The organism is Streptomyces sp. NPDC029138 (assembly GCF_055564375.1).
In genome coordinates, this window is the sequence record NZ_JBVHWM010000061.1 from 36,005 (window position 1) to 61,288 (window position 25,284).

At 68.2% G+C, this 25,284-nt stretch carries 26 protein-coding genes and 5 pseudogenes; 18 read left to right on the forward strand and 13 right to left on the reverse strand.

Features of this window, described 5'->3' with window-relative positions; translation table 11 throughout:
* Positions 1 to 20 precede the first annotated feature (20 nt).
* Positions 21 to 329 (reverse strand): hypothetical protein, encoded by a 309-nt coding sequence (locus ACZ4WH_RS33795; RefSeq protein WP_468188027.1) that lies wholly within the window; start codon positions 327 to 329, stop codon positions 21 to 23.
* A 452-nt stretch (positions 330 to 781) separates the two neighbouring features.
* Here ACZ4WH_RS33795 and ACZ4WH_RS33800 point away from each other — a divergent pair, with 452 nt between their 5' ends.
* Entirely contained in the window at positions 782 to 1,057 is a 276-nt protein-coding gene (locus ACZ4WH_RS33800) for a hypothetical protein (RefSeq protein ID WP_468188029.1), read from the forward strand.
* 10 nt (positions 1,058 to 1,067) lie between these two features.
* Positions 1,068 to 1,415 carry a DUF6233 domain-containing protein gene (locus tag ACZ4WH_RS33805; RefSeq protein ID WP_468188031.1) on the forward strand — a complete coding sequence of 116 codons (348 nt, stop codon included), beginning with the start codon at positions 1,068 to 1,070 and terminating at the stop codon, positions 1,413 to 1,415.
* A gap of 380 nt (positions 1,416 to 1,795) precedes the next feature.
* Here the strand turns inward: ACZ4WH_RS33805 and ACZ4WH_RS33810 are convergent, their stop codons facing one another.
* Both ACZ4WH_RS33810 and ACZ4WH_RS33815 read right to left on the reverse strand, forming a co-directional pair.
* Positions 1,796 to 2,071 (reverse strand): hypothetical protein, encoded by a 276-nt coding sequence (locus ACZ4WH_RS33810; RefSeq protein ID WP_468188033.1) that lies wholly within the window; start codon positions 2,069 to 2,071, stop codon positions 1,796 to 1,798.
* Positions 2,068 to 2,433 carry a M28 family peptidase gene (locus ACZ4WH_RS33815; RefSeq protein WP_468188035.1) on the reverse strand — a complete coding sequence of 122 codons (366 nt, stop codon included), beginning with the start codon at positions 2,431 to 2,433 and terminating at the stop codon, positions 2,068 to 2,070. Before ACZ4WH_RS33815 ends, ACZ4WH_RS33810 begins: the two co-directional genes overlap by 4 nt.
* A 786-nt stretch (positions 2,434 to 3,219) precedes the next feature.
* Between ACZ4WH_RS33815 and ACZ4WH_RS33820 the strand changes: the two genes are divergently transcribed.
* From ACZ4WH_RS33820 to ACZ4WH_RS33840, 5 genes are all read left to right on the forward strand, one after another.
* On the forward strand, positions 3,220 to 4,242 hold the full coding sequence (locus tag ACZ4WH_RS33820) for a peptidoglycan-binding protein (RefSeq protein WP_468188077.1): 1,023 nt from the start codon (positions 3,220 to 3,222) through the stop codon (positions 4,240 to 4,242).
* On the forward strand, positions 4,239 to 4,964 hold the full coding sequence (locus tag ACZ4WH_RS33825; protein WP_468188037.1) for an ABC transporter ATP-binding protein: 726 nt from the start codon (positions 4,239 to 4,241) through the stop codon (positions 4,962 to 4,964). The genes ACZ4WH_RS33820 and ACZ4WH_RS33825 overlap by 4 nt, the downstream gene beginning before the upstream one ends.
* Positions 4,951 to 6,186, forward strand: a complete 1,236-nt coding sequence (locus tag ACZ4WH_RS33830) for an ABC transporter permease (RefSeq protein ID WP_468188039.1) — start codon at positions 4,951 to 4,953, stop codon at positions 6,184 to 6,186. Before ACZ4WH_RS33825 ends, ACZ4WH_RS33830 begins: the two co-directional genes overlap by 14 nt.
* A 134-nt stretch (positions 6,187 to 6,320) precedes the next feature.
* The gene (locus ACZ4WH_RS33835; RefSeq protein ID WP_468188041.1) at positions 6,321 to 6,938 is read left to right on the forward strand and encodes a hypothetical protein; all 618 of its coding nucleotides are present in this window, start codon (positions 6,321 to 6,323) and stop codon (positions 6,936 to 6,938) included.
* A gap of 201 nt (positions 6,939 to 7,139) precedes the next feature.
* Positions 7,140 to 7,307, forward strand: coding sequence for a hypothetical protein (locus ACZ4WH_RS33840; RefSeq protein ID WP_468188043.1), 168 nt, complete (start codon positions 7,140 to 7,142; stop codon positions 7,305 to 7,307).
* Here ACZ4WH_RS33840 and ACZ4WH_RS33845 read toward each other — a convergent pair.
* A pseudogene (locus tag ACZ4WH_RS33845) lies at positions 7,262 to 7,494 on the reverse strand (IS5/IS1182 family transposase); the annotation flags it as partial. The gene ACZ4WH_RS33840 and the pseudogene ACZ4WH_RS33845 sit on opposite strands and share 46 nt — an antisense overlap.
* A gap of 128 nt (positions 7,495 to 7,622) precedes the next feature.
* Between ACZ4WH_RS33845 and ACZ4WH_RS33850 the strand changes: the two are divergent.
* Complete coding sequence (locus tag ACZ4WH_RS33850) at positions 7,623 to 8,318, forward strand: response regulator transcription factor (protein WP_468188045.1); 696 nt, start codon at positions 7,623 to 7,625, stop codon at positions 8,316 to 8,318.
* Positions 8,319 to 8,347: 29 nt separating this feature from the next.
* Positions 8,348 to 10,294: a sensor histidine kinase gene (locus ACZ4WH_RS33855; protein ID WP_468188047.1), complete on the forward strand. Its 1,947-nt coding sequence runs from the start codon at positions 8,348 to 8,350 to the stop codon at positions 10,292 to 10,294.
* On the opposite strand, the pseudogene ACZ4WH_RS33860 reads toward ACZ4WH_RS33855, so the two are convergent.
* The 3 genes and pseudogenes from ACZ4WH_RS33860 to ACZ4WH_RS33870 form a co-directional block, all read right to left on the reverse strand.
* A pseudogene (locus ACZ4WH_RS33860) lies at positions 10,203 to 11,094 on the reverse strand (IS5 family transposase). The gene ACZ4WH_RS33855 and the pseudogene ACZ4WH_RS33860 sit on opposite strands and share 92 nt — an antisense overlap.
* Before the next feature lie 409 nt (positions 11,095 to 11,503).
* Positions 11,504 to 14,251 (reverse strand): toll/interleukin-1 receptor domain-containing protein, encoded by a 2,748-nt coding sequence (locus ACZ4WH_RS33865; protein ID WP_468188049.1) that lies wholly within the window; start codon positions 14,249 to 14,251, stop codon positions 11,504 to 11,506.
* Between the two features lie 44 nt (positions 14,252 to 14,295).
* Positions 14,296 to 14,766, reverse strand: coding sequence for a hypothetical protein (locus ACZ4WH_RS33870; RefSeq protein ID WP_468188051.1), 471 nt, complete (start codon positions 14,764 to 14,766; stop codon positions 14,296 to 14,298).
* Positions 14,767 to 15,320: 554 nt separating this feature from the next.
* Here ACZ4WH_RS33870 and ACZ4WH_RS33875 point away from each other — a divergent pair.
* A complete protein-coding gene (locus ACZ4WH_RS33875) occupies positions 15,321 to 16,013 on the forward strand; it encodes a hypothetical protein (protein WP_468188053.1) in 693 nt (230 codons plus the stop codon).
* A 57-nt stretch (positions 16,014 to 16,070) separates the two neighbouring features.
* Positions 16,071 to 16,601: an NUDIX domain-containing protein gene (locus tag ACZ4WH_RS33880; RefSeq protein ID WP_468188055.1), complete on the forward strand. Its 531-nt coding sequence runs from the start codon at positions 16,071 to 16,073 to the stop codon at positions 16,599 to 16,601.
* 327 nt (positions 16,602 to 16,928) lie between these two features.
* Here the strand turns inward: ACZ4WH_RS33880 and ACZ4WH_RS33885 are convergent.
* Positions 16,929 to 17,679, reverse strand: a pseudogene (locus ACZ4WH_RS33885) (DEAD/DEAH box helicase family protein); the annotation flags it as partial.
* 474 nt (positions 17,680 to 18,153) lie between these two features.
* Between ACZ4WH_RS33885 and ACZ4WH_RS33890 the strand changes: the two are divergent.
* Both ACZ4WH_RS33890 and ACZ4WH_RS33895 read left to right on the forward strand, forming a co-directional pair.
* Complete coding sequence (locus tag ACZ4WH_RS33890) at positions 18,154 to 18,387, forward strand: hypothetical protein (RefSeq protein ID WP_468188057.1); 234 nt, start codon at positions 18,154 to 18,156, stop codon at positions 18,385 to 18,387.
* A gap of 151 nt (positions 18,388 to 18,538) precedes the next feature.
* Entirely contained in the window at positions 18,539 to 19,147 is a 609-nt protein-coding gene (locus ACZ4WH_RS33895; RefSeq protein WP_468188059.1) for an SMI1/KNR4 family protein, read from the forward strand.
* 124 nt (positions 19,148 to 19,271) lie between these two features.
* Here the strand turns inward: ACZ4WH_RS33895 and ACZ4WH_RS33900 are convergent, their stop codons facing one another.
* On the reverse strand, positions 19,272 to 20,042 hold the full coding sequence (locus ACZ4WH_RS33900; protein ID WP_468188061.1) for a transposase: 771 nt from the start codon (positions 20,040 to 20,042) through the stop codon (positions 19,272 to 19,274).
* A gap of 61 nt (positions 20,043 to 20,103) precedes the next feature.
* Here ACZ4WH_RS33900 and ACZ4WH_RS33905 point away from each other — a divergent pair, with 61 nt between their 5' ends.
* Both ACZ4WH_RS33905 and ACZ4WH_RS33910 read left to right on the forward strand, forming a co-directional pair.
* On the forward strand, positions 20,104 to 20,373 hold the full coding sequence (locus ACZ4WH_RS33905) for a YrhB domain-containing protein (RefSeq protein WP_468188063.1): 270 nt from the start codon (positions 20,104 to 20,106) through the stop codon (positions 20,371 to 20,373).
* Positions 20,374 to 20,399: 26 nt separating this feature from the next.
* A pseudogene (locus ACZ4WH_RS33910) lies at positions 20,400 to 20,693 on the forward strand (transposase); the annotation flags it as partial.
* Positions 20,694 to 20,773: 80 nt separating this feature from the next.
* Here the strand turns inward: ACZ4WH_RS33910 and ACZ4WH_RS33915 are convergent.
* Entirely contained in the window at positions 20,774 to 21,346 is a 573-nt protein-coding gene (locus tag ACZ4WH_RS33915) for a dienelactone hydrolase family protein (RefSeq protein ID WP_468188065.1), read from the reverse strand.
* A 294-nt stretch (positions 21,347 to 21,640) separates the two neighbouring features.
* Here ACZ4WH_RS33915 and ACZ4WH_RS33920 point away from each other — a divergent pair.
* Positions 21,641 to 21,769 (forward strand): annotated as a pseudogene (locus tag ACZ4WH_RS33920) (integrase core domain-containing protein); the annotation flags it as partial.
* 327 nt (positions 21,770 to 22,096) lie between these two features.
* On the opposite strand, the gene ACZ4WH_RS33925 reads toward ACZ4WH_RS33920, so the two are convergent.
* A complete protein-coding gene (locus ACZ4WH_RS33925) occupies positions 22,097 to 22,321 on the reverse strand; it encodes a hypothetical protein (RefSeq protein WP_468188067.1) in 225 nt (74 codons plus the stop codon).
* On the reverse strand, positions 22,318 to 22,614 hold the full coding sequence (locus tag ACZ4WH_RS33930; RefSeq protein ID WP_468188069.1) for a hypothetical protein: 297 nt from the start codon (positions 22,612 to 22,614) through the stop codon (positions 22,318 to 22,320). The genes ACZ4WH_RS33925 and ACZ4WH_RS33930 overlap by 4 nt, the downstream gene beginning before the upstream one ends.
* A 174-nt stretch (positions 22,615 to 22,788) precedes the next feature.
* Between ACZ4WH_RS33930 and ACZ4WH_RS33935 the strand changes: the two genes are divergently transcribed.
* Positions 22,789 to 23,283 (forward strand): lactococcin 972 family bacteriocin, encoded by a 495-nt coding sequence (locus ACZ4WH_RS33935; RefSeq protein WP_468188071.1) that lies wholly within the window; start codon positions 22,789 to 22,791, stop codon positions 23,281 to 23,283.
* A 1,171-nt stretch (positions 23,284 to 24,454) separates the two neighbouring features.
* Complete coding sequence (locus ACZ4WH_RS33940; protein WP_468188073.1) at positions 24,455 to 24,691, forward strand: hypothetical protein; 237 nt, start codon at positions 24,455 to 24,457, stop codon at positions 24,689 to 24,691.
* A gap of 142 nt (positions 24,692 to 24,833) precedes the next feature.
* Here ACZ4WH_RS33940 and ACZ4WH_RS33945 read toward each other — a convergent pair whose 3' ends face one another.
* Entirely contained in the window at positions 24,834 to 25,043 is a 210-nt protein-coding gene (locus ACZ4WH_RS33945) for a helicase associated domain-containing protein (protein ID WP_468188075.1), read from the reverse strand.
* Positions 25,044 to 25,284 lie beyond the last annotated feature (241 nt).

The window sequence follows — 25,284 nt, forward strand, 5'->3', positions numbered from 1 at the left end:
CACAAGATTTGACAATTGCTCTAGAACGGCTGGTCTGCCGCTGCACCGTTGGTGCCGGTGGTCACGCGGATGGAGTTGGCCGGGCAGGAGCTGTGGTTGCGGGAGACGCGGACCTCGCTTCCCCAGTCGGCGGAGTTGGAGAGGGTGGCAACCGGTACGGCCTTGGCGGCGTCGATGTCCGAGACCAGCTCGACGCAGTACCGGCCGGTGCCGGTCCTGCTGGTCGAGACGACGGTGTTTGTCCTCTGGACGTTGGTGCCGTCCTTGCCGACCGCGGCCGCCGCCTGGGCGTAGGGGGCCTTGACGTTGTTGGTGGGATCGGCCGCCACCGCGACCCCGCCGAAGACGGCGCCGACGGTAGCTTCTTGGCCTTGAGCATGCAGTCCGTCCCTTCACGAGGGTGTCACCGCCTCCCCGGGCCGTGACACAGGCAACGCTAGGGAACCGTTCGCTCCGTTTGCGGACTATGCGCGGCAAACCACCGCTTAGGCGGGTGCTGCAGCTCACCAGCGGCCACCTGCTCCGACAGCGCACACCGGCGCCATACGCCGGAGCGGGCACGCCGTGTTCGATCTTTCAGTGAGCCCCCTCCAGATCCGCTCACCGCGCGAGACGGCCATGATCGTTTTCACCGATAACCGCCTACCAGTCCCGCGGCCGGTAGCCCCCAACGAGGCTTCTCCCCCTGAGCGCGGCGCTGGCCCTGGCCGTGGTCGTTCCGAGTGCGGCGCCGGCGGCCGCCGACAGCAGCGCGTGCACGCATCACTGGTCGGGTCCGCAGGTGTGCATCCGGCTGGAGGGCCGCAACGAGTGGAACTCGGTGACGGCGATCTGGGTGAACCCACCGGGGCCGGTGAAGAAGCGCTCGGTGCGGCTGTTCCTGGACGGGGATCAGCTCGGCCCCGCACAGACGGCTCGGCGGGTGGGCAAGACTCTCAGCTACCGCTGGTCTCGATTCGATACGGGAACGGGGACCAAGGTCTGCGTGCGGTTCTCGGGAATCGACCGGGTGGCCTGCGACACCACCAAGTACATCGGGAATCGCGCCTCGCTCTAGAATCGAACGTGTGAACGATCAGCCGTCCCGTCTCGATATGCTCCACTTTGCGCGCCGTGTCGTGGTGCAGCAGGCGGAGGCAGCGCTGAGCCAGGTCGATCGGTGGATAGCCGAGGAGGAGCGGCGCGAGGTCGAACGCCGTCAGGGAGAGGAGCGGCGGCCGCCGCCGGCCTGGCTGATCCAGTACGGCCTGAACCGCGTGAACGTCGACTTCGTCCATACCGGCGAGTGTTGGGCGGCGGCCAAGAGCGGCCGGTGCCGGCCGGTCAGTCGGGCGCAGGCTCTCGATGCCCTGCGGCAGAGCGTCCCGCCGTGTACGCATTGCCGCCCGGACACGGAATTGGGCCTGCTCGACTGACGGGGCCGGGGTCGCAGCCCGGCCCGCCAGTTGCCCCGAAGGCTCGTGTGGCGGTCCGGGGTCCCCCGTTGTCAGGCGGAGGCCCCGGACCGTGGCCGCGCGTCAATCGCGGCCCTCTTCGTTTCCCCGGACTGTTGGAGCTAGCAGCAATACAGGGGACGGCGTGAGCGAGATGCCTTTTCAATCACGCTCACTTACAGATGCGAGTGTAGATACCGCATCTCCGCAAATCCGCTTTTTCAAGCTGGACAGACGGTGAGCCAACTCTCGGTGTGATGGTGAACCCCGAGGTCAGGTTGGGGACAGGTTCAGCTCTCCAACATGGACGGAACAGGAGCCAATCCGTAACTCGTCCGCGCGGGGCGCGCGTTGGTGCGAGGCTAGGGCATCGGAGGACCGGTGTCATGCGCGGCCGTGACGTCAAACGGCCCGTGGCCGGTCCCCGCCACGGACTCGCGGCCGCCCCCCGTCACCAACACCGCGGCCGGCGCCTTGAAAGAGGGCATACCGTGCGCGGCGAAGTAGGCCTGGTAAGAGTAGTACGTCTCCGGGGCGCCCTTGGTCACCAGCCAGAACTGATCGACGTTGGCGTACGAGTCGATCGCCTCGCGAGCGTGCGGCGTGAGGCTCCGCACGTAGTGGGCCGAGCCGATCATGCCGGCTCCTCGGTGCCCCACCATGCGAAGCGCGCGTGCCGCTTCACGCTCGGATGGGTGTGTGCGAAGGCCAGCACCGCGGCGGAGCCGGACCCGTTGTCGTTGTGCCCCGGCCCCTCTTCGACGCTGTCTAGGTGGGCGCCGGCCATGACGACGGGTCGCATGTCGCCACCAGGCCAGTCCGCCAGCAGGTTGTACCCATGCGCTCCCACGTACGTGAACGGTTGAACAGTCGTCCGGAATCCGGCCTGCTCCACTACGCTCTTCACGTACACCAGCGAATCCCAGTAACCCTTGGTGCCGTGTGCGCGGTTGCCGCCGTCGCGGTCAGCGATGCCTTGCAGCTCGTCGAGATGGGCCATGACGATGTTCTGCGAGATCGTCGGCGGCCCTGCCGGGCCGGACACGGTCGCCTGGGCGCCGCTCGCCCCGCCCAGACCTGCTGCGCACACGCCAACTGCCGTGGCCAAACACGGGAGATGGCGAATAAATCTCATACGGGTTCTCTTCCTCAACCGGAATCGGGAATGTGCCCGTCAAAGGTGTCGCATCCTGTCAGGTGCTGATGCGGATGGCGTCGGGAAGCTGTGCCGGTGACAGGGCAGGCGCCCGGATCGCCGAGGGTGCCGACCGATGAGTTGGCGGAGAGCGGCGGGCGCCGCGCCCGGGCCTATGAAGGGGGAACGGGGGCGGGCTTCGGCGTAGTCGGGTGACGTCCGGTTCGTCACCTACGGTGTCCCGAGGATCACCGCCGAGCTCCGCGGGACGGGCGTGCGCGTGCACCACAACCGCATCGCGTGCACCAAGCTCCCCATCGGCGCCCTGGGCAGGGTGCCGGTGCGGAGACCGGATGACTACGGCTTTCCGATCGGTTGCTGACATCCCGTCGCGAAACTTGCAGGCATGCTACCCACGAGGCCCGATCCAAAGCGCGTTCCAGAGCCACCTCATGGAAGCCGCAATCGCAGGCGCCGGTGGGCGGACCGTTTGCGGGCCGTCGGCCAAGGCGTCCGCCCGCAGGAAGACTCTTGGAGGTGGCGATGAGCCGACGTACCAAAGCGCGGTCAAAAACTGGCCGAGGCCGCGCTGTCTCAGCGGTGATGATCGGGGCAGTCCTGGCCTGCGGGGCCACGGGAGTCGCGGTGGCGATGTGGCAGGCCCACGGACAGGCCGCCCCACGGCCGACCGCCGCCGCCAAAGTGTCGTTGGCCCATGTCAAGCGAACCGATCTCGCCACCAGCATGACCCTGCCGGGGTCCCTGGGTTTCGGAAGCCCGCAGGTGCTGAAAGGCAGCGGCAGCGGCATCCTGACGAAGCTGCCCGGCGTGGGAACGCTCACGGCGCGGGGTAAGCAGCTCTACCGGGTGGACGACCGGCCGGTGCCGGTGTTCTACGGGGACACGCCACTGTTCCGTGAGCTCGGCAAGACCGGAGTGGTCGGACACGACGTGAGTGTGGTCAAGGACAACCTGGCCGCACTCGGCTACGACGTGGGCTCCGACGGAGCGGTGACGCGCAACACGGACGGTTCGTCCGTGTACAACGGCGACACCTTCACACCGGCGCTCGCCTATGCGGTCAGGAAGTGGCAGAAGTTCCTCGGCCTGCCGGCCACCGGAAAAATCGGGGTGGGGGACGTGGTGGTGCTGCCGAGCGCGCAAAGGGTGAGTGCTGTGTCGGCCCATGTGGGCGATCCCGTCGCCGAGCCCCTGCTCAGCTACACCTCGCCGCAGAAGGTCATCACTGTTCCGGCCGATTCCGGCCAGGCGTCGGCGGTCACAGCCGGCGAATCCGTCACGATCACCCTGCCTTCGGGCAAGGAGATCCCAGGGACCGTCACGTCGATCGCCCCCGCGTCGCAGAACTCCGAGAACGCCTCCGGGGGCGACTCGTCGCCGAAGACAACGCTGGTCGTCAAGGCCAAGCGCGCCGCCGACGTGGCGGCCTACGACGCAACCGACGTACAGGTCCTGTTCGTATCAGAAGTACACAAGAACGTCCTGACCGTACCGGTCGGTGCCCTCCTCGCACTGGCCGGCGGCGGCTTCGCCCTTCAGCATCCCGACGGGAGCCTGGTGAGGGTGAAGACTGGGATGTTCGCGAACGGACTGGTCGAGATCAGCGGGGCCGGCATCGCCGACGGGCTCGCGGTGGAGGTGGCGACCCCATGAGCCTCCGGCCCAGTTCGCCGGAACCGAAAGCCGCGGTGCTGCGGGTGGACCGGGTGAGCCGACACTACCCGGGAGGGGTCGTCGCACTGGACGACGTCTCGCTGTCGATCGCGGAGGGCGAACTCGTCGCCATTGTCGGCAAGTCCGGCTCGGGCAAGTCCACCCTCCTCAACCTCATGGGCGCGCTCGACCTACCCACCAGCGGGACGGTGTGGATCAACCGAACGGACATCGCGCTGCTCAGCGACCGGCGGCTGTCCACGCTCCGCGGCCAGCGGATCGGATTCGTCTTCCAGCAGTTCCACCTCACCGACGGACTGACCGCGGCGCAGAACGTCGCCACCGGGCTGCTCTACGCCGGCGTCCCGCGCCGCCGAAGGCACCCCATGGCCGTGGAAGCTCTGGCACGGGTGGGACTGGCCCACCGTACCGATCACCGGCCGGCTCAACTGTCCGGCGGTGAACGGCAGCGGGTCGCCATCGCCAGGGCGCTGGTGCACGGGCCGGACATCTTACTCGCCGACGAACCCACCGGAGCCCTGGACACCGCGACCGGTGACAACGTGGTGAACCTCCTGATCGATCTCAACAACGAGGGCACCACGATCGCCGTCATCACCCATGACCGGGAGATCGCCGCGCGGCTGCCGCGCCAGGTGGAGATACGCGACGGGCACGTGGTGAGCGACACCCGCAAAGGAGCCTTCGATGCCGCGCGATAGCCAACGCCGCGGGGCCGGACGCGCCGCCGGGCAGGTCGTCAGGCTCGGGCCGCTGGACATACTGAGCTTGGGATGGCTGGGGATCGCCATGCGCAAGTCACGGGCTGCGCTGTCCGCGCTCGGCATCTCGGTCGGGATCGCGACCATGGTGATCGTCATAGCTGTCCCGGCCTCCAGCCGGCAGGCGCTGATCGACAAGTTCACCGCGCTGGGTTCCAACACGCTGCAAGCGCAACCCGATCCGCAGCAGAACAACCCGGTCGAGCTGCCCGAAGAGGCCGCCTCCATGGCGGCACGGATCGGACCCGTCACCGCCGCGAGCCAGGTCGCCAACACCCACGCTTCGGTTCAGCGCACCGAGCACAGTGACCCCGACGACAGTGTCGCGATCACTGTGCTCGCCGCCCGCCCCGATCTGTTGTCAGTGGTCAACGGGACAGTGCACACCGGCCGTTTCCTCACCGCCGGCACGGAACGGTTCCCCACGGTGGTCCTCGGCTACCAGGCCGCCGGAACCCTGGGAATCCGCACCCTGCCCCCGGGCGGCCCCGCACCGCAGGTGTACCTAGGCAACATGTGGTTCACGGTCACCGGAATCCTCAACCCGATGCCGCTCGATCCAGACCTCGAACAGGCGGTGTTCGTCGGCTGGGACGCCGCCGAGCACTACCTCGGCTTCGACGGCCATCCCACCGTCGTCTACGTGAAGGCCCGCGGGGACGCCGTGAACGCGGTGAAGTCCGTCCTCGCCGCGACCGTCTATCCCCAATTGCCCGGTCTCGTCCAGGTGACCAACCCAGCGGATGTACTCAAGGCCAAGGAGGAGACACAGAGCACCTTCTCGACGCTCTTCGTCGGCCTCGCCGGCGTCGCGCTGCTCGTCGGCGGGATCGGCATCGCCAACACCATGGTCATCTCCGTCCTGGAACGCCGACGGGAGATCGGCCTGCGCCGCGCACTGGGCGCCAGCCGCAGACACATCCTGGGCCAGTTCCTCATGGAGTCCATCGCACTGTCGACGCTCGGCGGCCTGGTGGGAGCGGTGGTCGGGACCGGTGGGGCGGCCGGATACGCCGTCTACCAACACTGGCCGGTCGTCATCCCGGCCACCGTCGTCGCCGGTGGGGTGGCCGGCGCCGTACTCGTCGGGGTTCTCGCCGGAATCTACCCCTCGGCCGGCGCCGCCCGCCTCACTCCGACCGAGGCCCTGGCAACCACGTGACCGGCGGTCGGCGCACAAGGAGCACCGGCTCCGCCGACTCCACGGCGCGACGTGTAGGCCTGAAGCCAGAACCCAGGCACCCGGGCGCCCGCGCAACACCACGGACAGTCCACACCCTCTCCCACTCTCGGAAGGTGAAAACCATGCACATCCCTTCAACCGCTCGACGACGCCGCGCCGCGGTGCCCGCGCTGGCCGGCTTTGCCGCCTGCTTGAGCATGCTGCTCGCGGGCTGCTCCGGGGCTGACGGGGCCAAGGCCTCGCCGACGGCTGGCTCGGCCGGCGTAGCCTCCCTGCCCGCGCCCTCCAGCAGTTCCTCATCCGGCTCCGCCGACAGGGCGGCATCGGACGCGGCGAACACGCCCGAGGACAGCACCAGGCCTCAGGAACGACTCGACGACTCCATGGAGAAGCGCCTGCAGTACCGCAAAGTCTGGGCGGAATGCCTCAGCAAGCACGGCATGGGCTCCGGGGCGAATGGCACCGTGAGCCAGTCGGTGGAGGCGAAGGCCCAGGCGGCGTGCAAGAGCAAGGAGCCGCTTGGGCCGCCGGAGCTCGACCCGGCGAAGAACCCGGACTACGCCAAGGGCACCGTCGCCATGGTCAAGTGCTTGAAGAAGCACGGCATCGACGCCTACGTCGTGCCGGCGCACGGGAACACGCCCATGTCCTGGTCGCAGCACTCGGCCAATGTCCCTGACAACTACGACCAGATCAACAGGGATTGCTCGGTTGCCTCCTACAGCCACTGACACGGCAGCAGCCGGAGTTCCGGTCATGGACGAGGAGAAACGGGCCTTGAACCTGGATCTTGAACACGTCTCTGCGTCTGGGCCAGGGTATTGCTGTTGTGGCGGGAAGGTGTTCTCGAAGGCGATGGGGGATCGCTGACCGAGCCGGGAATGCCGACGCCGGGTGGCGCGTCCACCTGATCACCAGCCTGAGCGTCTTCGATGCCATCCCGCGACGAACGCGCCACCTGGATCGAAGGACATTGGGGCGTCGAGAACCTGCTGCACCACGTCCGCGGCCGTACCGTCCCCGACTCCAAGGTCCGCACCGACGTCCTGCCCCACGCCATGGCCTCCAAGGCCAGGTGGTTGCGGTGGTGGCGTTCGTAGCGGTGGTCGGCCGCGACATGGTGCGCTCGATGACCCACCTGCGGCGGCCTGTTCGTCGGCGGACTCGATTCCTTTGCGGGCGATACGGACGCCGATGTGTTTACCCCACAGCCACTTTCGCAGGTGCGAGATGTCGTACGCCTTGTCGGGGGTGAAATCTCACCGGTTTGGATTCAGCTGCTGAGTGATCGAGTCATGACATGCGAGCAGGCTGGTTGATTCGATTTTCAGTAACTTGTCAGGAAGTTTTGGTGATCTGTTGCCGCTCCCCGGCTGCGGGGCCGGGCCGCGGAACCGCTTCCTATACTCGCGACCATGTGTGCAGACATCCTGGTGGCGGAGGACGACGGGAAGCAGGCCGAGCTGGTGCGCCTGTACCTGGAGCATGAGGGCCACAACATCACGGTCGTCCACGACGGGCGCGCCGCCCTGGAGCGGCTGCGCCAAGACCCGCCGCAACTTCTCGTCCTGGACGTGATGATGCCCAAGGTCGACGGACTGGACGTGTGTCGCATCCTGCGCCAGGAGTCCGACCTCCCCGTCCTGATGCTGACCGCGCTCGGCGGCGAGGACGACCTCCTGCTCGGTCTCGACCTCGGGGCAGACGACTACATGACCAAGCCCTACAGCCCACGCGAGCTGACCGCACGGGTACGGACCCTGCTGCGCCGCACTCGACCCGCGCTACGTGCCAGCGAACCCGAGCCCGTACTGGCCGTCGGCGCTCTGGAGGTCGACCCGGTCCGCCACGAGGTGACCTGCGACGGCAGGCTCGTCGACTGCACACCGGGCGAGTTCCGCATCCTCGAAACGCTGGCGGCCCAGCCGGGGCGCGTCTTCACCCGCGAGCAGATACTCGCCCAACTGCATGGAACCGGTCGGTACTTCACCATACGCACAGTGGACACCCACGTCATGAACCTGCGCCGGAAGATCGAGATCGACCCGTCCCGTCCGAAGCGCCTGGTCACCGTCTACGGCGTGGGCTACCGGCTGGCCGAGGCACTGTGAGGCTGCCGCCGGTCCACCGCAGTCTGGTGATGCGGCTGCTGGTCCTCTCCGTCCTCATATCGGTCTGCTCGATCGCCGCGACCGCATGGCTCGCCGTCCGTACCACCGCCCGCGCCATCCAGCAGGAGCAGGGCCAGGCCCTCACGGACGACGCGCACGTCTACGACACCCTCCTCGGCTGGGCCGCCACCCACCCCAGTTGGCAGGGCGCACACCCCCTCGTGGACCGGCTGGCGCAGCAAACCAAGCACCGCATCACCCTGACCGGCCAGAACCGCGAAACCCTCGTCGACTCGGATGGCAGCCAGTCCGGACCGCTCCCGGAACGCGCGTCGGCGACCGTGGACCCGCTTGCCGTGGACGCCGGCTTCGTGCCGGGAACGGACGGCGTCGGCTCCATCGACTCCCGCGCCGTCGGCCCTTTCCGCCTGCCTGCGAACGAGCGCGAACGCCTCGATGTGCTGGCCCTGCGACGGGTCTCGTGCCTGGGACAGCTGTACGGCGTCGACGCGACCATCGTCCACGCGCCCAACGGAAGACCGATCGTCAACCTCGGCACCGGCCCGGGGGACTTGTATGCGGAGCGCTGTGCCGGAAGCGAACTGGCACAGCCGACCCCCACCGAGGCGCACGCACTCCACCAGCTCAACACCCTCGTCGACGCCTGCCTGAAGCGCCGGGGCATAGGACCGGTCACCCTCTCCCTCGACCTGACCTGGACGACGAGGGGATCGCGCGCCGAGGCTGCGCGGCTCGTCCCGCAGTGTCTGGCCACCGCCCGCCGAGAGCAGCTCGCCCCCTACGTAGCCCCGCCCGTGCTGCTCTTCATTGGCTCCTCCCGCACCCTTGCCTCCACCTCGCCCTTCGACCTGTCCCCGTCCAACAGCCGCCGGATCCTGGAAGTGGTGGGCGCCGTCCTGCTGCTCACTGTCGCCGTCACGGTCGGCGCCGGACTCCGCCTCGTGGGCCCGCTGAGGGCTCTGACCCGCGCCGCCCAGCGGATGAAGGATGGCGACCTCTCCGCCCGCGTCGACATCTCGGGCAACGACGAGATCGGCCGGCTCGGCGTGGTCTTCAACGAGATGTCCCTGCGCAGGGAAGAACTGGAGAAGCTGCGCACCGCCATGGTCGCGGACGTCGCCCACGAGCTGCGGACCCCCCTCAGCAACATCCGAGGCTGGCTGGAGGCAGCCGAGGACGGCATCGTGGCCACCGACCGGGTCCTGACCGCTTCCCTGCTCGAGGAGGCGGTGCTGCTTCAACACGTCATCGACGACCTGCGCGACCTCGCCGCCGCCGACGCCGGCGAACTCCGCCTGCACCCGGAACCCATCCACGTCGCGGACTTGCTCGACCAGGTGGTCACGGCGCACCGCGCAGGCGCGGACCGGGCGGGCATCATGCTCACGGCTCGCACGGACCCCCGCCTCGGTCCCGTCCACGCCGACCCCGTACGGCTGCGCCAGGCTGTCGGCAACCTTGTCTCCAACGCGGTGCGCCACACCCCGGAAGGCGGCACGGTGTCACTCCGCGGCACGCTCGTCGAGGGACACGTCGTCATCGAGGTGGCCGACACCGGCACCGGCATCGACCCAGAACTACTCCCCCGGGTCTTCGACCGGTTCTGGCGTGCCGAGAAGTCACGCAGCCGCGCCACCGGCGGCAGCGGTCTCGGGCTCGCCATCGTCCGCAACATCATGCGCGCACACGGCGGCGACGCCACCGCGCGGAGCACCCCGGACAAGGGCTCGGTATTCACCCTGCGACTTCCGCCGACCGCAAGTGCCGCCGCCCTTGGCATTCGTCCTGACCGCGGGCCAGGCCGCGGACAGCCCGCAGTTCATTCCCGTGCTCAACTAGTGCCCGGCAGGCAACGTTTGCCCGTCAGAGGTCGTTTTCTCCCGGTGTTTCATCCCGGAATCTGCGTTGATGTGGCTTTGCGGGGTCGCGCCAAGAGATGGTGGTCTCGCCGGTGAGGCGGCGGGCCATGAGGTCGGTCATGGCGAGGTGGATCATGGCTTCGGAGCGGGCGGGCAGGGTTTCATAGCCGCGGGCCAGGCGGCGGTGGAGCATCAGCCAGCCGTAGGTCCGCTCGACCGTCCAGCGTTTCGGTGTTGGTGTGAAACCCCGGTCCCGGGGGTGCGGGCGACGATTTCCATGTCGATGCCAAGGGTGGCGGCGTGTTCGACGAAGTGCTTGCGGTAGCCGCCGTCGACCCAGACCTTGTGGATGCCGGGGTGGTCGGCGGCGACCTGGTTGAGCAGGTGGGTGCCGGCCACGGAGTCCTGGACACTGGCCGCGGTGACCAGCACCGCGAGCAGGAGGCCGATCGTGTCGGTCACGATGCTCCGCTTCCTGCCCACGATCTTCTTGCCCGCGTCCGTGCCCTGGCTCATGGCGGGGACACTGGTGGAGGTCTTGACGCTCTGGGCGTCGATCACGCAGGCCGACGGGCTCGCGTTCCGGCCCTCCTTCTGCCGCACCAACTCCCTGAGCAGGCCGTTGAGCTGGGCGACACGCCTTCCTTCTGCGACTTCGCGAAATAGCCGTAGACCGTCTCCCAGGGCGGGAAGTCGTGGGGCAGGTAGCGCCACTGCACACCGGTCCGGTCCACGTACAGGATCGCGTTCATGATCTCGCGCAACTCGTGCTCGGGCGGGCGGCCGATGTCCAGGGCATGCCGCCGCCGCTCGGCCCGCCAGGCAGACAGAACGGGCTCGATCAACTCCCAGCGGGCATCGGACAGATCACTCGGATACGGACGTCGCTCACTCATGTCCTGGACGTACCGCCCGGACGCGAATGCGCCCAGGCGTGCGTCTTCGCCCCTGGAAGCACGTCCACAGAATGAGGCGTCCTGGGATGAGACAGGCGCAAGTCTGGTCCCGTCCCAGCCGTCACCCCATCCGATCGTTGAGACACAGCAGCCTCAGTCGCCGCACCGACACCACGGCCTCGCGCCACTCAAATTAGGAGGTACCGGGGCCACAGAGATGAAAACGACCTCTCAGTTCCGTCAGTCCCGCGGTCGCCTGACACCTGCGGTCCGACTTGCTGCTCCGTGCCCCGCCCGGCACGGACCACCAGCAGCAGCCAGCGCACGCCCGGCGCCGGGGGAGCGGCGAAGAGGTCCTCGTGGATCGGCCTGGCCAGCCCGGCGCCGCTCAGCCCCGGCGCAGGCCCACTCAGGACGCCGGGCAGAGTGTGCGGGGGGCGGGGCCCGGCGGCACGTCGTCACGCCACCGGTCAGCGGTGAGGGCGCCCCTGGCCCATCTGCACAATGCCCGCACCGGGTCCACGGTCGCCTCGACGTTCCATACCCGTGCCGTGCCGTCTGTGCCCCAGCTGACCACCGTGCTGCCGCCGGGACCGAAGGCCACACCGGTGACGTCGGCGCTGTGTCCGTCGAGCGGATCGCCGATCTCGCGCCCGGTGGCGACGTCCCAGAGCCTGACCGTGTGGTCCATGCTGCCGGTGGCCAGGGTCGTCCCATTTGGGCTGAACGTCACGGACGTGACGCCGCTGCGGTGGCCGGTCAGCGCATCCCCGATCTGCTTGCGTGTGGCTGCGTCCCACAGTCGGACGGTGTTGTCGCGGCTCGCGGTCGCGAACGTCCGGCCGTTGGGGTTGAACGCTACCGCGGTGATTTGCGCGATGTGACGGGCCGGGGTCTCGCCGACACGGCGGTGCGTGGCGACGTCCCAGAGCGCCACGGTGTCGTTCTCCGTGTTGGTGGCCAGGGTGCGGCCGTCGGGGCTGAACGCGACGCTCGTCGCGCTGACGTCGAGTGCTTTGCCGGTTTGACGATGTGCCGCCAGGTCCCACAGGTGCACGGAGTCCGAGCGGGCACTGGCGAGGGTCCTGCCGTCTGGGCTGAACGCGACTGCGGTGATGTCGTTCGTGACGTCGTGCGGGGCGGGCAGCGGCTCGCCGACGGGGAGGCGGGCCGCCACGTTCCACAGCCGCAGGCCGTGGGAGGCGATGGCGAGCACGGCGTTGTCGGTACTGAAGGACAGCTGGAAGGCTAAGCCATCGTGACCGTGGAGCAGGGGAGCGCCGGTTGGACGACGTGTGGCGACGTTCCAGAAGCGCACGGAACGGAGGCCCACGACGGCCAGGGTCCGGCCGTTCGGGCTGAGTGCTGTCGCCTGCTGGTCCCCGATCCTGAGCGGTGCGCCGACCTGCCGCTGTGTGCGGACGTCCCGGAGACGGACGGTGGTGTCGTCACTCGAACTGGCCAGGACAGCCCCGTCCGGGCTGAAGGCAACAGCCCGGACCTTACCGGTGTGGCCGATGAACGGCGCCCCGGTCTGGGTGTGCCGCACGACGTCCCAGAGCCGCACGCTGCCGTCTTCGTACCCGGTGGCGAGCACCGCACCGTCGGGGCTGAAGGCCACCGACTCGGTCCAGGTGGCGGAGGAGCCCAGCGGCTTCCCGATCGGGCTCCGGGTGCTGGTGTCCCAGAGCTGCACGCCGCCGTGGGTGCTTGCGGAGGCGAGGGTCCTGCCGTCGGGGCTGAAAGCGACCGAGGTGACAAGAGCGTCGTCTCCTCCCAGGGTCCTGCCGATCGGTGCGCGGGTGCCGGTGTTCCAGAGCTGCACGCCGCTGCCGGCTGTGGCGAAAGTCCTGCCGTCGGGGCTGAAGGCGACCGCGGCAGCGCCGGAGGCGTGACCACCGAGCGGCCCGCCGAGCTGGCGGTGGGTCGCCACGTCCCACACCCGCACGCTGTCGTCGGCGGTGACGAGGGTTCTGCCGTCGGGGCTGTAGGCCACCGCGTTGACCATCCCGGCGTGGGCGTTGAGCGGGGCACCGATCTGCCTGCGGCTGGCGACGTTCCAGAGCCGCACCGTGCCGTCGTAGCTCGAACTGGCCAGCGTCTTGCCGCCCGGCCCGAACGCCATGGACGTAACGCCCTGGTGGTGCCCGATGAGCGCATTCCCCGCCTTCTGCTGTGTCGCCGTGTCCCAGAACCGCACCACGCCGTCGCCCCCGCCGGAGGCAACCATCCTGCCGTCGGGGCTGAACGCCACCGAGCCCACTGGCCAGGAGTGGGGGAGCAGGCCGGACTCCGGGTTGACGGTGGCGTCGAGGACCGCGAGACGGGTTTCCGGGGAGGGGTCGATACGCCATGCCGCCAACGCCTTCAGCCGGGCGCCGAACGGGTCCCGGGTGGCGAGTAGGGAGCTCTGGGTGATCAGTTGTTGCGCGACGGCATGGTCACGCTGGCGCCTGGCCTCGGCGCGTTCGACCACTGCGATCACCGACACCGTGCTCGCTACCAGGAGCAGGAAGCCCAGCACGGCCGCAACGATCCTGGCTGTCCGCAGGTTGCGTCTGGTGTCGCGGAGACCTTCCGACCTGAGCTCGTCCTCGGGAAGGCCGCGAACGACGGACGCGATCCCAAACGCGACACCGTCGATGTCGGGCAGGGAACCGGCGCCACTGCCGAGGTGGCGGAGATCCACGGACTTCCAGACCGGTTGCTGCTCGAATCGGCCCGCCAACCGGGCGGGCAGCGCTGTCGACAGCTTCGGCTCCCAGTCACCCCGCCGTTCGTCCCACACCAACTGCCCGGCGGTGACGACGAGCAGGATGGTGTCGACCGACCTGTGCTCCAGCCACCACTCGATTTCCCGGTCCACCCACACCGAGGCTCTGGCCTCCGGCGACGCTAGGACCACGAGCCAGTCCGAGCGGGCAAGACCGGCCTCGATCTTGGCCCACAGCTGTGGCCCGATCGACACACCGCTGTAGTCGAGGAAGACCCTGATGCGCGGTGGCTTGTACCAGGGGCGGGACTGCTTCTCGATCACGCGTTGCAGGCGCGGCAACCACTGCCGGTCGCGGTCACCGCTGTAGGAGAGGAAGACGCCGTAGCCGATCTCGGCTCTGACCCGCCCACGGCGGGCCAGGGAGGACCGCAGCCGCGCCAACGCTGAACCGAGCCCGCACGCCCGCGCCGACACACCCCTCAGCCCTATCCGGCCGAAAGGTACTCGTGGCCGTTCCAACGCAACGTCACCTGCGTGGTGGTGCCTTGGGCGCAGCTGGGCACGCACGAGTTCACGGACCGGACGATTGTGTAGCGACCGTCGTCGCCGGGGCCGGCGAGCCGTGCGTGGTAGTAGGCGAACCGGCCGCCCGAGTAGTGGTCCTTCGTGTCGATCCAGCCAATGTCCTCGAACCCGTCCGCGTCGGGCACGAGCACCAGCACCCCGTCATAGCGGCCAGGGTTGTAAATCACGAAGGTGTTGCCAGTGGCATCGGTCGCGGGGTCGGCGAAGTGCAGTTCGTTCTCGTAGATGTCCACGTCGACGGAGGCCAGTGCGCGCCCGCTGCCGGTGACGGCCGCGACGCACCCCGTGGGGTCGTGGGAGGCGGACCGTCGGATCAGGAACACGCGGACCGCCCCCAGCTCGGGATGACGGATGTCCCGGTGGTCGAGCACCGCGCCGTCACACCGTGCGGCAGCCGGTGGGGTGGGCGGAAACGAGACGGGGGGCGTCGCCCGGGCCGGAGACGGGGCCGACGGGGGTGTCGCCCGGGACGGCCCGCTGGTGTCGGTGCATCCGCCGGCGAACATCCCCGCTAGGGCCGAGACCAGCAGCGCGGTCCGAGCCACAGTCGAGCGGAGCGGGCGCCGGAAGCACCGTCGATGTAAACACAAGGATGTGCTGGAAGCCATGGCATTCCCCCTGTGTCCGAGTAGGACCGATCAGCCGGGTTGAACACCTCCGACTCTACCGAGCGGACGGGCTGCCGGGGGGGACTTGGACGAAGCCCGGTCACCTGCCAGCCGTCGTCACGTGGCTGTGCGTGGCGGCGACCGGTGCGATGGCGCGCACACTCGCCGCAGACGGGCCCACGGAAAGGGGCAGTCGTCCCCGTGCGGGTGCGGGTAGGGTCCGTCACAGGGCCAGGTCCGGGCCGTGGCCGGTGGGAACGGGAACGCAGGATCGCGGGGGGACGCGCATGAGTCGACTCGGCAGGCAGGCCGGTCGTGTGGCACGCATCGGACTGTCCGTGGTCGCGGGGGCGGTGGTCGGGCTCGGCGTCCACGCCGTCGGTCACACCAGTGGCTCCTTGCTCTTTGCAATCACCGGCGCTCTGGCAGGCGCCCTGGTCGCCGTCGGCCTCGATGCCTACCGGCGCTCCGCCCGCCTCGCGGAGGTGAAGGTGACCGTGCCGCAGCTCAGTGAACTCACCTTCGTGGTGAACAACGACTCCCGACAGGTCGCCTGGCAGCTGTTCGTCGAGTCGGTAACGCGCGTGTCGGTGCAGCGACTCGATGACGAGGACGGCCTGCTGCGGGAGGCCCTGACGTCCCTGTACGGTCTGTTCGCGACCACCCGGGAAACGCTGAAGGTTAGTCGCCCCTCCACTCATGTGAGCGTCGGGATGACCGTGGAGTGCCTGGCCGTGAACTTCCTCAACCTCGAATTGCGTCCGTTTCTGTCCCGGTGGCACCCGCGCCTGCGGGCCTTCGAAGAGGCGTCACCGGGGCGCCCCGAGACGGAGTGGCCCCTCGCCGCGGACTGCCGCGCCGAACTGCGGCTGCTCCAGGACAATGCCCGCGACTACCTGCTGGCGTTCGCGCGACTCGCCGGCGTCCGGGACCCTGAAGCGATGATCGACGCACCCCTGGGTCACCGCCCCCGTACCTTGGTGCTGCCCCGTGGACCCGTGGGCAGCTGACAACCGGGGAGCCCGTTCCTGACCGGGCCCGCTGGCCGGGCCGGTACGGTGCTCCTTGTGGAGCAGCGAGGACCGTGGACCCGGTACGGCGGCACGACGCCGTACCGCACCCCCCGTTTCCAGGTACACCGTGACGAGGTCACCGGGCCCGACGGACGGCGCGGCGGCTACGACTGGGTCCAGGCACCCGACCAGGTGCGGGTGGCGGCTCTCGTCGACGGGCAGCTCCTCCTGGTCGAGCAGTACCACTACCTCGCCGGTGCCCTGTGGCAGCTGCCTGGCGGGTCCGTCGACCCGGACGACGACGGCGCGTTGACCGCGGCGCGGCGCGAGCTGGCCGAGGAGACGGGGTACCACGGGGGCACCTGGATCGGGCACGGCTTCCTCCACCCCTTGCCGGGCCTCACCGACTGCCGAGTCCACCTGTGGCGCGTCGACCAGCCGACATCCGGTCCGACCGCTGCGGAGCCGTCCGAGGCGGACCTCAGGGTCCTCCGCGTCCCTCTGTCAGAAGCCGTCGCCGCCGTACGCGAGGGCCAACTCCGCTGTGCTCCCAGCGCCGCACTGGTCCTGTCGCTGACGGGCTGAGCCACGCCTCCGTCCGCCCCCTGGAGCGCTACGAGCGCCCCGGCGTCGACGCGGTCGCCCGGCACGTCGCGTAGCGCGACCGTGCCGCCCGCCGCCGGACCTGAGCCCCCGTGCACCGGCGCGGGGCCGTTGTGTGGGCAGAAGTCTCATGGCATCGGCCTGTCCTGGCGGAACGGTTCGCCATTCCGTTTCCCGCCGATGTGCATTCAGATGAGCGAGTCGGCGCTGGCCAGCTCTCGACGGCGCCGTCGTCCGAGCCGCACTTTTGAACCTCGTCGTCCAGCTCAGCCTCCAGCTGCGCCGTCGCGGCCAGGCCGCCTGGGCGATCCTCCGGGAGCCCCAGCTCGGCCAGCCACGGCCCGTAGGTCTCGGAGTCCTGGCCCATCGACGCGAGCACCAGCTCCTGGCCGCTGGCGCCCCTCTGCGGCCGGAGAGAGGCCAGAATGCGCGGGGTCGCCGTCAGGTAGAGCCGGAAGTCGGCGGGGATGCGAGCGTTGTCATGGATCGCCGCCCACGGCCGTCCAAGATCACCGGCAGTGCCGTGCGCCTCATCCACGATCGCGAGGTCGAAGCCCGCCATCTGCTGCCCGTACAGCCGCTCCCCGCCCGCCAGAGCAGCCTCCAGCGGTCCCCGAACCTTCCGCTGGCCCTCGGCAGCGTCGATGTCCTCGCGGTCCACCAGGGAGGCGTATGTGGCGAACACGACCACCGGCCCGGTCCCGGCCCACAGGGCGAGCTGGATCGGGTTGGTGGTGGTGCGCACCCCCAGCGAGTCGAGCACCGGGTCGTTCTCCAGCGAGCACACCCCAACCATCGCAGCCCGGTGGCCCACCAGCCGCCATGCCTGGGCGGTCTGCACGAGCAGGTCCAGGGTCGGCACGGTGACGAGGATCCGGCCGCCTGGGAAGCATTCCAGCGCGCACGCAGCGGCCGTGATCGTCTTGCCCGACCCGGTCGCGGACACGATCGTGCCCCGCGCCCCTTCCGGGGGCACAGATGACCTTGCAGGAAATCCCACCCACTTGCGGAAAGCCACCTTCTGGTCGACCTGGTGCTCGCGAAGCTGAATACCCGGCATTTCTGTGCATTCTCCCCTGATTCTGTCCACTGCGGGCTCGGGAATCACCGGGACGGCATAGACGGCGAGACGGATACGGTACCGTCCTCACCCACCACGGTCCGCTCGGTGAGCTGCGGCAGAATCCCGCAGGGCTGAGGTCTGCCTGGAGCCGTGGCAGGTCGTAACCGCTGACTCGGCCCGGCGGCCAGCTCCGCATGTAGTACGGCCGTCGCCTCCAGCGGCTGCTCCCCCGAATCCGTGTGGCCTTCTCCGCCGGCCGGATGGCGCAGTTCCTCGCGCCGGACCTGGTGCGGACGCAAGCTGGCTGGAGGCCATCAGCATCCCGGCGCTTTGATGGTGGCACGGCACATACAGGGCTGGTGCGTGTGGCCGGCGTGGTACTCGTATGGTGAGTGCCGCAGGAAGTCGAAAACGGTCCGTTGGACACGTCGCCCATCACGCCGCGAGACGGGGGTCTGAGTGAGCCGGGCCATGCAGGTGTTCCTTGCCGTGGCTGTGGTGATCGGCGTGGCCGGGTACGCCGCGACAGAAGTGCTCAATGCCAGCACGCGGCCCGCACCGGAGCCGATGCCGACGGTGCACCAGGATGATGCGCGTCCCACGCTGCCGTGCGATTGGACACCCACTGCTGCACCGACCGACACCGTGCCGCACACCGTCGTAGCGGTCGCATGTGACCCGTCCCTGAATAAAAAGGGCAGTTAAGTCGTATTGCCTGACTCATGCTGGACGGGAAGTGTTTGTCGGCGAGAGGGGCCCCGTGAACAATCATGAAGCAGATCAGGTGCCCAGCGCTGAGAGGAATCAGTAGGCGGGGACCGTGGCAGACCCAGGGCGCTGAACACGAAGGAATCGGATGAACGCTACGTTGGAACGAGACCGGGTCGACCAGGCGTGGGACCGGATCGAGACATGGCTCGCCGGTCATGCGCCCCGCACCTTGGCAACCCTCAATCCGCCCGCGCAGCCGAGCGAGATCCGTGCGGCCGAAGAGTCCCTCGGCGTCGCCTTTCCGCCTGGTCTCGTCGCGTCCCTGCTCAGGCACAATGGCGTACGCGGCGAGGACGCGCACGGTGATGTCGACCCCGCGGCGTTTTGCCTGCCTTCGGAGCATCGGCTACTGCCAGTGGCAGAGATCCTTTCCATGACCGGGCTCCTGCGATCCGTCCAGGGGGACGGTTCCGAGGCCGGGCAGTGGTGGCAACCTGCATACGTGCAAGTCGCCTCTTACGACATCACGACTGACGGCACGGTGCTCGACTGCCGAAACGGCAGGGTCGGGGAGTTCTCGCGTACGAGCGGCGCCATCTTCACCGGCAGTGAGTCGTTCGGCGAGCACCTGACGGCCACAGCCGACGGTCTGGAGCAGGGTCGAGCCGTCCTCATAGAGAGGGACGAGGAAGAGATCGACGAGGCCGACCCGGACGCCGCGCCCCTGACCGAGCGTGCTGTCATCTGGCCGTAGCCGATCGGTGCCACCATGAGAGAGAGGGGCGGCGCAGAGTGATTCCGCGCCGCCCCTAAGCGCTGTCCCGTAAATGATCCTCTGGTTGTTTCGGGCACGGTGAGCCGCCGTGTGGCCCGCTGACCTATCCGGCGAGAGCGAGGTTGTGCATCCGGGCGATGCCGAGCATGGCGTAGTGAACGCCGTCGCCTTTGAGGCGGCAGTCGCGGAGGATCTTCCAGGTCTTCATACGGGCGAAGACGTGCTCGACGCGGGCGCGGACCTGCTTGTGGGACCGGTTGTGTTCCTCTTTCCAGCCTGGCAGTTCGGTCTGACCGCACTCGCGGCGGTGAGGGATGACAAGTCCGGTGCACGGGTAGCCGCCGTCGGCGAGTGTGAGGGTGCTGCCGACGGCGGCCTTGGCGCCGGACTCCTCCCACGCCTTGCAGTCGTTGCGGTTCCCGGCCAGCGGCCGACCGACCACGACGACCAGCCGGGTGTCGGCGTCGATGACGACCTGGTGGTTGGTGGAGTACCGATAGTTCTTCGACCGCTCGGCCACGGTGTGGTCCCGGGTGGGGACCAGGGTGCCGTCCACGATGAGCACGGTGTCCTTGGCGAACCGCTTGCGGGGCCGGAGAGCGAGCATCGGCCCGAGATGGTCGATGATCCGGTCCGCCGCCGACTTCGACACCCCGAACAGCGGGGCGAGCTGCCGCATCGTAAGGTTCGTTCGCCAGTACGCCGCAACCAGCAAGGCCCGGTCCTCCAGCGGAAGACTCCACGGCCGGCCCCTGCGGACCGCGTCCGCACCCTCGCGTCGCAGCACCGTCACCAGCTTCCCGAACTGCCGAGGGCTGAGCCCAGTGAACGGGGCTATCCAGGAGGGCACCGACGCCGTGATCAAACCAGCCACACCAAGATCATCCCAGGCCGGTTAGGGTGCCTTCTCCGAGCCGACGGACTGGAGACGGATGATGGAGCCGGACGAGGCCCTGCAACTCGCGGTGGCGTTTCTCGCGCACAGCCAACGCGATGACGAGCCGCCTCTCGCCATCGACGCAGAGCGGGTCCGTGAGAGCAACGGGCTCCTCATCGTGCCCTACAACTCTGTGCAGTACCTCGCCTCGCGTGATGCGAGAGAGCAACTGTTGGACTGCTGGCCCATCCTCGTCGACCTTGAACGCGGAGATGTGCGATTCGGGACCCTGGACGAGCGGCACCTCTGGAGGAACCCGAGCGCCTGACGGCTGTCCCTCCACCACAGTTACGGGACAGCCTTTACGCAGGCCAGCTCGTCACCTGGGCCGGGGACTTCCTCCACATCACCCTCAAGACCGTCTCCCGCCCCAAGGGCGCCAAGGGGTTCGTGGTCCTCCCGCGCCGCTGGCGTGTCGAACGCACGCTGGGGTGGATCATGAACGCCCGTCGCAACGCGCGCGACTACGAACGGCTTCCCCAGCACAGCGAAGCGCACCTCAACTGGGCACTCATCACCCTCATGACCAGGCGGTTGACCCGCAAGAAGCCCGCCCCGGGCTGGTCGAAGAAGCCGCAGCCGACGGCTTGAGCCTCGAGACCGTGCTCTGATGCTCTGAATTCACCGATCCCACGGCGGTTCGTCGGGCACACCGAAAGGCGGGCGACTCAGACGAGGTGGCGGTTGATGAAGGCGTGCCAGATGGCGGGTGCGTGTTCCGGGGTGTGACGGTGACCTCCCGCGAAGCCGTGGAGTTCTTTGTCGGAGCTCGCGAAGGCGTCAAACAGCTGGAGTTGACCCGGACGCGGGAAGATCTCGTCGTCCCACTGCAGGTGGAAGAGGACTGGTGCAGTGATGGCGGAGGCGTCTTTCAAGGCGCGGTCCGGGGCGTGAAGTCCGGGATTGATGTCGGTGGTTGATTGCGTGCCGAACTTCCCGAGCACGGCGCATTTCAGCCCCGACCCGAGGGCGAGTGCGGCAGCGAGGCCGAAGCGGGTGCCCATGGACAAACCGAAGTACGCCTGACGTGTCCGGTCGGCCATACCAGCGTCTACCAGGAGGTCGCGAGCGGCGACCCAGTCGTCAGCCATGCGGTCCAGCACCCGGTCGATGCCTTCGGCGGCTATCCGGCCCTGGTACTCCGCCGGCGTGAGAGGTGATGCCACCCGTTCACCGTGGAACGGGCCATCGATCGCTGCGGCCGCGCAGCCAGAGGATGTGATCCGGTCGGCCAGCGACAAGATTCGGTCGCTGTGTCGATGCCCGCTGCCACCGTGTCCCAGCATCACCAAAGGGACTGCCCCTGAGCGACCGCTCGGCGTCCACACGGTGCCAGGAACGGCCGCGAGTGGCCGGTTGATCACGAACGAGCATTGTGTGGAGTGATCCGAGACCTGGTGGCAGTCGGACCAGACCACGTGCTGACTCACATCGCCATCAAAGCACGAGGAAGTCCAAGCTCGCCACGATCGCTCAGACCAGCGAAACGGAGACGTGGCGCCGCACATCACCAGCCGGGGATCAAAAACACTCACTCAGACACCGAACGACAGGCAGCATTCCCCGACTGGCTGGACTGGTACAACTACCACCGACCCCACACCGGCATCGGCAGCCACCCACCAGCCAGCCGCGTCACCAACCTCTCCGAACAGCACATCTAGGCGCTCGATGTACCCCTGGCGTTCCTCGGTGCGCACCGTACTCAGCGCGACGTCCAGGAACGCCCCGTCCGGCCAGTGACGCTCGCCCGGTGCGGCCAGGGCCCACGGGAAGCGTTCCGCTGCCGCCAGGACGTCCTTCGCGTCCAGCGCTGGCGCCGGGCCCGGGTCCTCCTGCGGGGCGGGGGAGGCGGGCTGCTGGAGGTGGGCGAGGAGCATGGCGCTGGAGGCGGCGCGCCCCCGCCCCGTGGTGGCGGTGGTGTCGGCGATGCGTAGCAGGTAGCTGGCGACGTCGCGGACCCCGGCGAACCAGCCGTCCTCGAACCCCGGCTAGGACCCGTGCGGGGGGCTGCTCTCGGAGATCCAGGTGTGGGCGCTGGCCACTGCCCCGGCCTCCAGCTTCGACACGATGTCGTCGGCCTGCTCGTGTCCGATCCCGACGGCGGCCAGGGCCTGGAACACGGTGAACCGCGCCTCGGTGGCCTCGTGCTGGTGGTGGCTGATGCGGGCCAACTGCTGGCCGTACGCGTCGGCGTCGTGCTGCTCGGGGCTCACGCGGTACCTCCCTTGTCTGTCCGAGTGCGGCGGGCGACCCAGCCCGGATCGCGTACGGGCACGGGCGCCCGCGTCTCGCTGACCGGGGCGCGCGTGATGCGCCAGCTGGTGCGTGGCGCGGTGACGGCGTGGGCCAGGACGACGACGGCCTGCCGCCCGGCGCCGCCCCGGCCCCATGCTCCGGTGAAGCGGACCTGATCGGCCGCCCAGTCGCCCAACTGCTGCCACGGGCGCAGCCGCCCGAGCAGATAGCCGGCCGCGAGCGCGACGGCCGCGGTGACGACGACGTCCATAAAAGTCCAGGTCCAGGACGGCGAACCGGCCGCACCCTGTCGAATGCTGCACTACAGGTCTTTAACGGACAGTCCTTTTTCGGACAGCCCTTAGCGAGGCTATTGACTGCCGCCCATCCCCTCACCCAAGATCATTACGCAAACTCCCGCTGGGGGAGTTAGGGAAGGAATACCGTGAGGATATCCGGTAGATCGATCGTTCTCGGCTTTGTGAGCGTGGCACTCGCAGTATTTAGCTTCGCTACGCCGGCCGCCGCAGACCCCTCTCAGGCTGCCACCGTTACGGCGAACGGCACTGTCGTCGCCGCGGATGGTTCCAAGGTCGGCCAGGTCACTCTCCACAAGCGTGGTGACGGGACAAAGCCGCCCGCAGAGCTGGGTAACCCCTCAGAATGGGGTGCGGTGGTGATCAAGATGGAGGATTCGGCCGTTACGCCGCAGGCCTGCATCGGTGCCAGTGGCGGAAATTGGTGCTACGGCTACGACCTGACCACCGACGGTAAGTACTGCTACTCGAACTACTACCACGCCACTAAGGATCACCATTCCACGGTCAAGATTGGCGGGGGCGGGAATGAGGCTTACGCGTTCGCTGGCCAAACCTCCTACGCCCACCGGACGGCGGGCGCTGCCTACACCTGCGAAACCTACTACAGTCTTGATGAGTAGGTTCTGATCCCCGCATCACGCGGTGACCTTTCGGTAGGTGGGGTAGGTTGGTGCGCCACTCGGGTCTGTTCCGTCGCCCGCGCAGTCTCCGAGTGGCGCTACCTCCTACTTTGAGTTAATCACGGAACAGGGAGAAAGAAATCGCACACTTTCCGCGCACTCGTGTTGCGCCGCTCGCAGTGCCCCTCGGGGTCGGTTTTCTACTTGGACTAGCGGGCCCCCTTACCGAAAAATGGGGCAATCCCGTTTGCGCCTCTCTAAATGTTGTTTTTTCCGATGGATGGTCGTGGGTCTGTTATGCGTTCTTGGTGGGCTATTTCGGCCGATCCAAAATTGAGTCAGCCTTGCTATCCTCTTTGGGGTTGGCTATCGGCGTGGTCACATACTATGTATTCAAGGACCTGAGCCCCACCATCCCGGCCGGACTGGAATCTGGCGCCACCGGCGAGGTAAATTACTCTAGTATGCTTGTATGGGGAATAGGAGCTTTCGTCCTTGGGGCACCCGTCGGGCTCTTGGGCAACCTTGCGCGAATTCCAAGTGTTGGCGGTCTCCCATTCCGACTGATTGTTCCGCTCGTAGCACTTTTCGAGACCTCCATGCAGCTGGCTGCAGAGGCGGATGGGCAACGTGCGGTCGTTGGAATTACTTGGAATGTGATTCGGTTCATCGCGGGCGTTGTTGCTTTGGCTCTAGTGATTCACACCATCCGGAGTTGTTGGCATTCTCGGCGTACTCGTTCCGCGGAGTCGGATGAGCGCCGCGCCAGAAGGGACATTTCGCCCTTGTGACCTTCTGAAGTCCAGCCTCGATCCGTCAGCTGGGGCCGGTCGTTGATCGGCCCGGCGGAAGCGGCGTCGTGACGCTGAACGGGAGGCACAGCGCCCTCTGCGCAAGCGCTGCGGAAAGAAGTTCACCGACCAGCGATGGGAGGAGACCACCGCCCACCGAACTGCCTGGAAGGCCGGGGACGTGTCCGTGTGCGGCACCTGCCATGCCGACGACGTCGCCCGCGAGGAAGCCGCCGCCGAAGCCGCCCGCCTCCCGGCCGCCACGCCGCCGGAGCCGGAGGACCACCAAGAGCGGGGCCGGGGCCGCGGCTGGTTCCGCAGGCGGCGCTGACGACACCAAATCGGTGTCCTCTGTCGGTGTGTACTCCTACTGTGACAGCGTGACCTTCACCTACCACGCTGCTGTCCCTGCCCAGCAGGTACGGGAGTTACCGACACGGGACGTCGCCCTGCTCTTGCTCAAGCACCTGGCGAGTGGGAATGGGCGTGCTCCTCAGCTGAACAGCATCGTGGGCTCGACGGCGGCCCGCACATATGAGGAAGAGCCGGACGTCGGCCAGCTTCTCGACAAGCTGGCAGATGCCTGGTCATGGCTTGAGTCCCGGGCGCTGCGATAGCAGGTGCATCGACGCCCCGCAGCCGGTCAGCTTGTGCAGCACGAGAACGTTGAGTCCACAGCAACCCAGGACTTCAGTTGACCCGGCGACAGCGGGGCCGGACAGATCACCCTGCCCGTCCCCGCAGCTCGCCCGCACGCTGTTATGCCCACCGCATTCCGATGGCGGACAGTAGTTCCACCCGCTCCGGGGACAGGGTCGCGGCCCGGCTGCGCTGGTTGCTGACCCACGCACCGAGCCGGAGCTCCCGCTCCTCCTGGTCCTCGCCGGCGACGATGCGTTCGACGTGCTTCCTCGGCACCCGTAGGTGTCCTTCGCGTTCGTAGAACTGCTTGGCGGCGGCGTAGTTCATCGCCCACTTGCCGGCCTGCGTACGGCGCCGGCTTGGGCTTCTCGTCCTCGGCCGCGGGCTCGATCCCGAGGACCTGCTCGCACATCCACTGCTGCACGGTCGTCAGGTTGTCCCAGCCGAGCCGGACTGAGCGCACCCACCGTCCCGGTGAAGCACGGTAGTTGTCACCAGTGAGGACGGCTATCTGTCACCGGGGGCGCGTGACGCATGGCGGGTGTCACCCGCAGTGGGTTTCCGTATC

Excerpts from the sequence above, each read along its gene's own strand:
- ACZ4WH_RS33810 (WP_468188033.1), bottom strand. The coding sequence starts at position 2,071 with ATGATCGGCTCGGCCCACTACGTGCGGAGCCTCACGCCGCACGCTCGC.
- ACZ4WH_RS33815 (WP_468188035.1), bottom strand. The coding sequence starts at position 2,433 with ATGGCCCATCTCGACGAGCTGCAAGGCATCGCTGACCGCGACGGCGGC.
- ACZ4WH_RS33820 (WP_468188077.1), top strand. The coding sequence starts at position 3,220 with ATGTGGCAGGCCCACGGACAGGCCGCCCCACGGCCGACCGCCGCCGCC.
- ACZ4WH_RS33825 (WP_468188037.1), top strand. The coding sequence starts at position 4,239 with ATGAGCCTCCGGCCCAGTTCGCCGGAACCGAAAGCCGCGGTGCTGCGG.
- ACZ4WH_RS33830 (WP_468188039.1), top strand. The coding sequence starts at position 4,951 with ATGCCGCGCGATAGCCAACGCCGCGGGGCCGGACGCGCCGCCGGGCAG.
- ACZ4WH_RS33840 (WP_468188043.1), top strand. The coding sequence starts at position 7,140 with ATGCCATCCCGCGACGAACGCGCCACCTGGATCGAAGGACATTGGGGC.
- ACZ4WH_RS33850 (WP_468188045.1), top strand. The coding sequence starts at position 7,623 with ATGTGTGCAGACATCCTGGTGGCGGAGGACGACGGGAAGCAGGCCGAG.
- ACZ4WH_RS33855 (WP_468188047.1), top strand. The coding sequence starts at position 8,348 with ATGCGGCTGCTGGTCCTCTCCGTCCTCATATCGGTCTGCTCGATCGCC.
- ACZ4WH_RS33890 (WP_468188057.1), top strand. The coding sequence starts at position 18,154 with ATGCAGGTGTTCCTTGCCGTGGCTGTGGTGATCGGCGTGGCCGGGTAC.
- ACZ4WH_RS33895 (WP_468188059.1), top strand. The coding sequence starts at position 18,539 with ATGAACGCTACGTTGGAACGAGACCGGGTCGACCAGGCGTGGGACCGG.
- ACZ4WH_RS33905 (WP_468188063.1), top strand. The coding sequence starts at position 20,104 with ATGGAGCCGGACGAGGCCCTGCAACTCGCGGTGGCGTTTCTCGCGCAC.
- ACZ4WH_RS33930 (WP_468188069.1), bottom strand. The coding sequence starts at position 22,614 with ATGGACGTCGTCGTCACCGCGGCCGTCGCGCTCGCGGCCGGCTATCTG.
- ACZ4WH_RS33945 (WP_468188075.1), bottom strand. The coding sequence starts at position 25,043 with ATGAACTACGCCGCCGCCAAGCAGTTCTACGAACGCGAAGGACACCTA.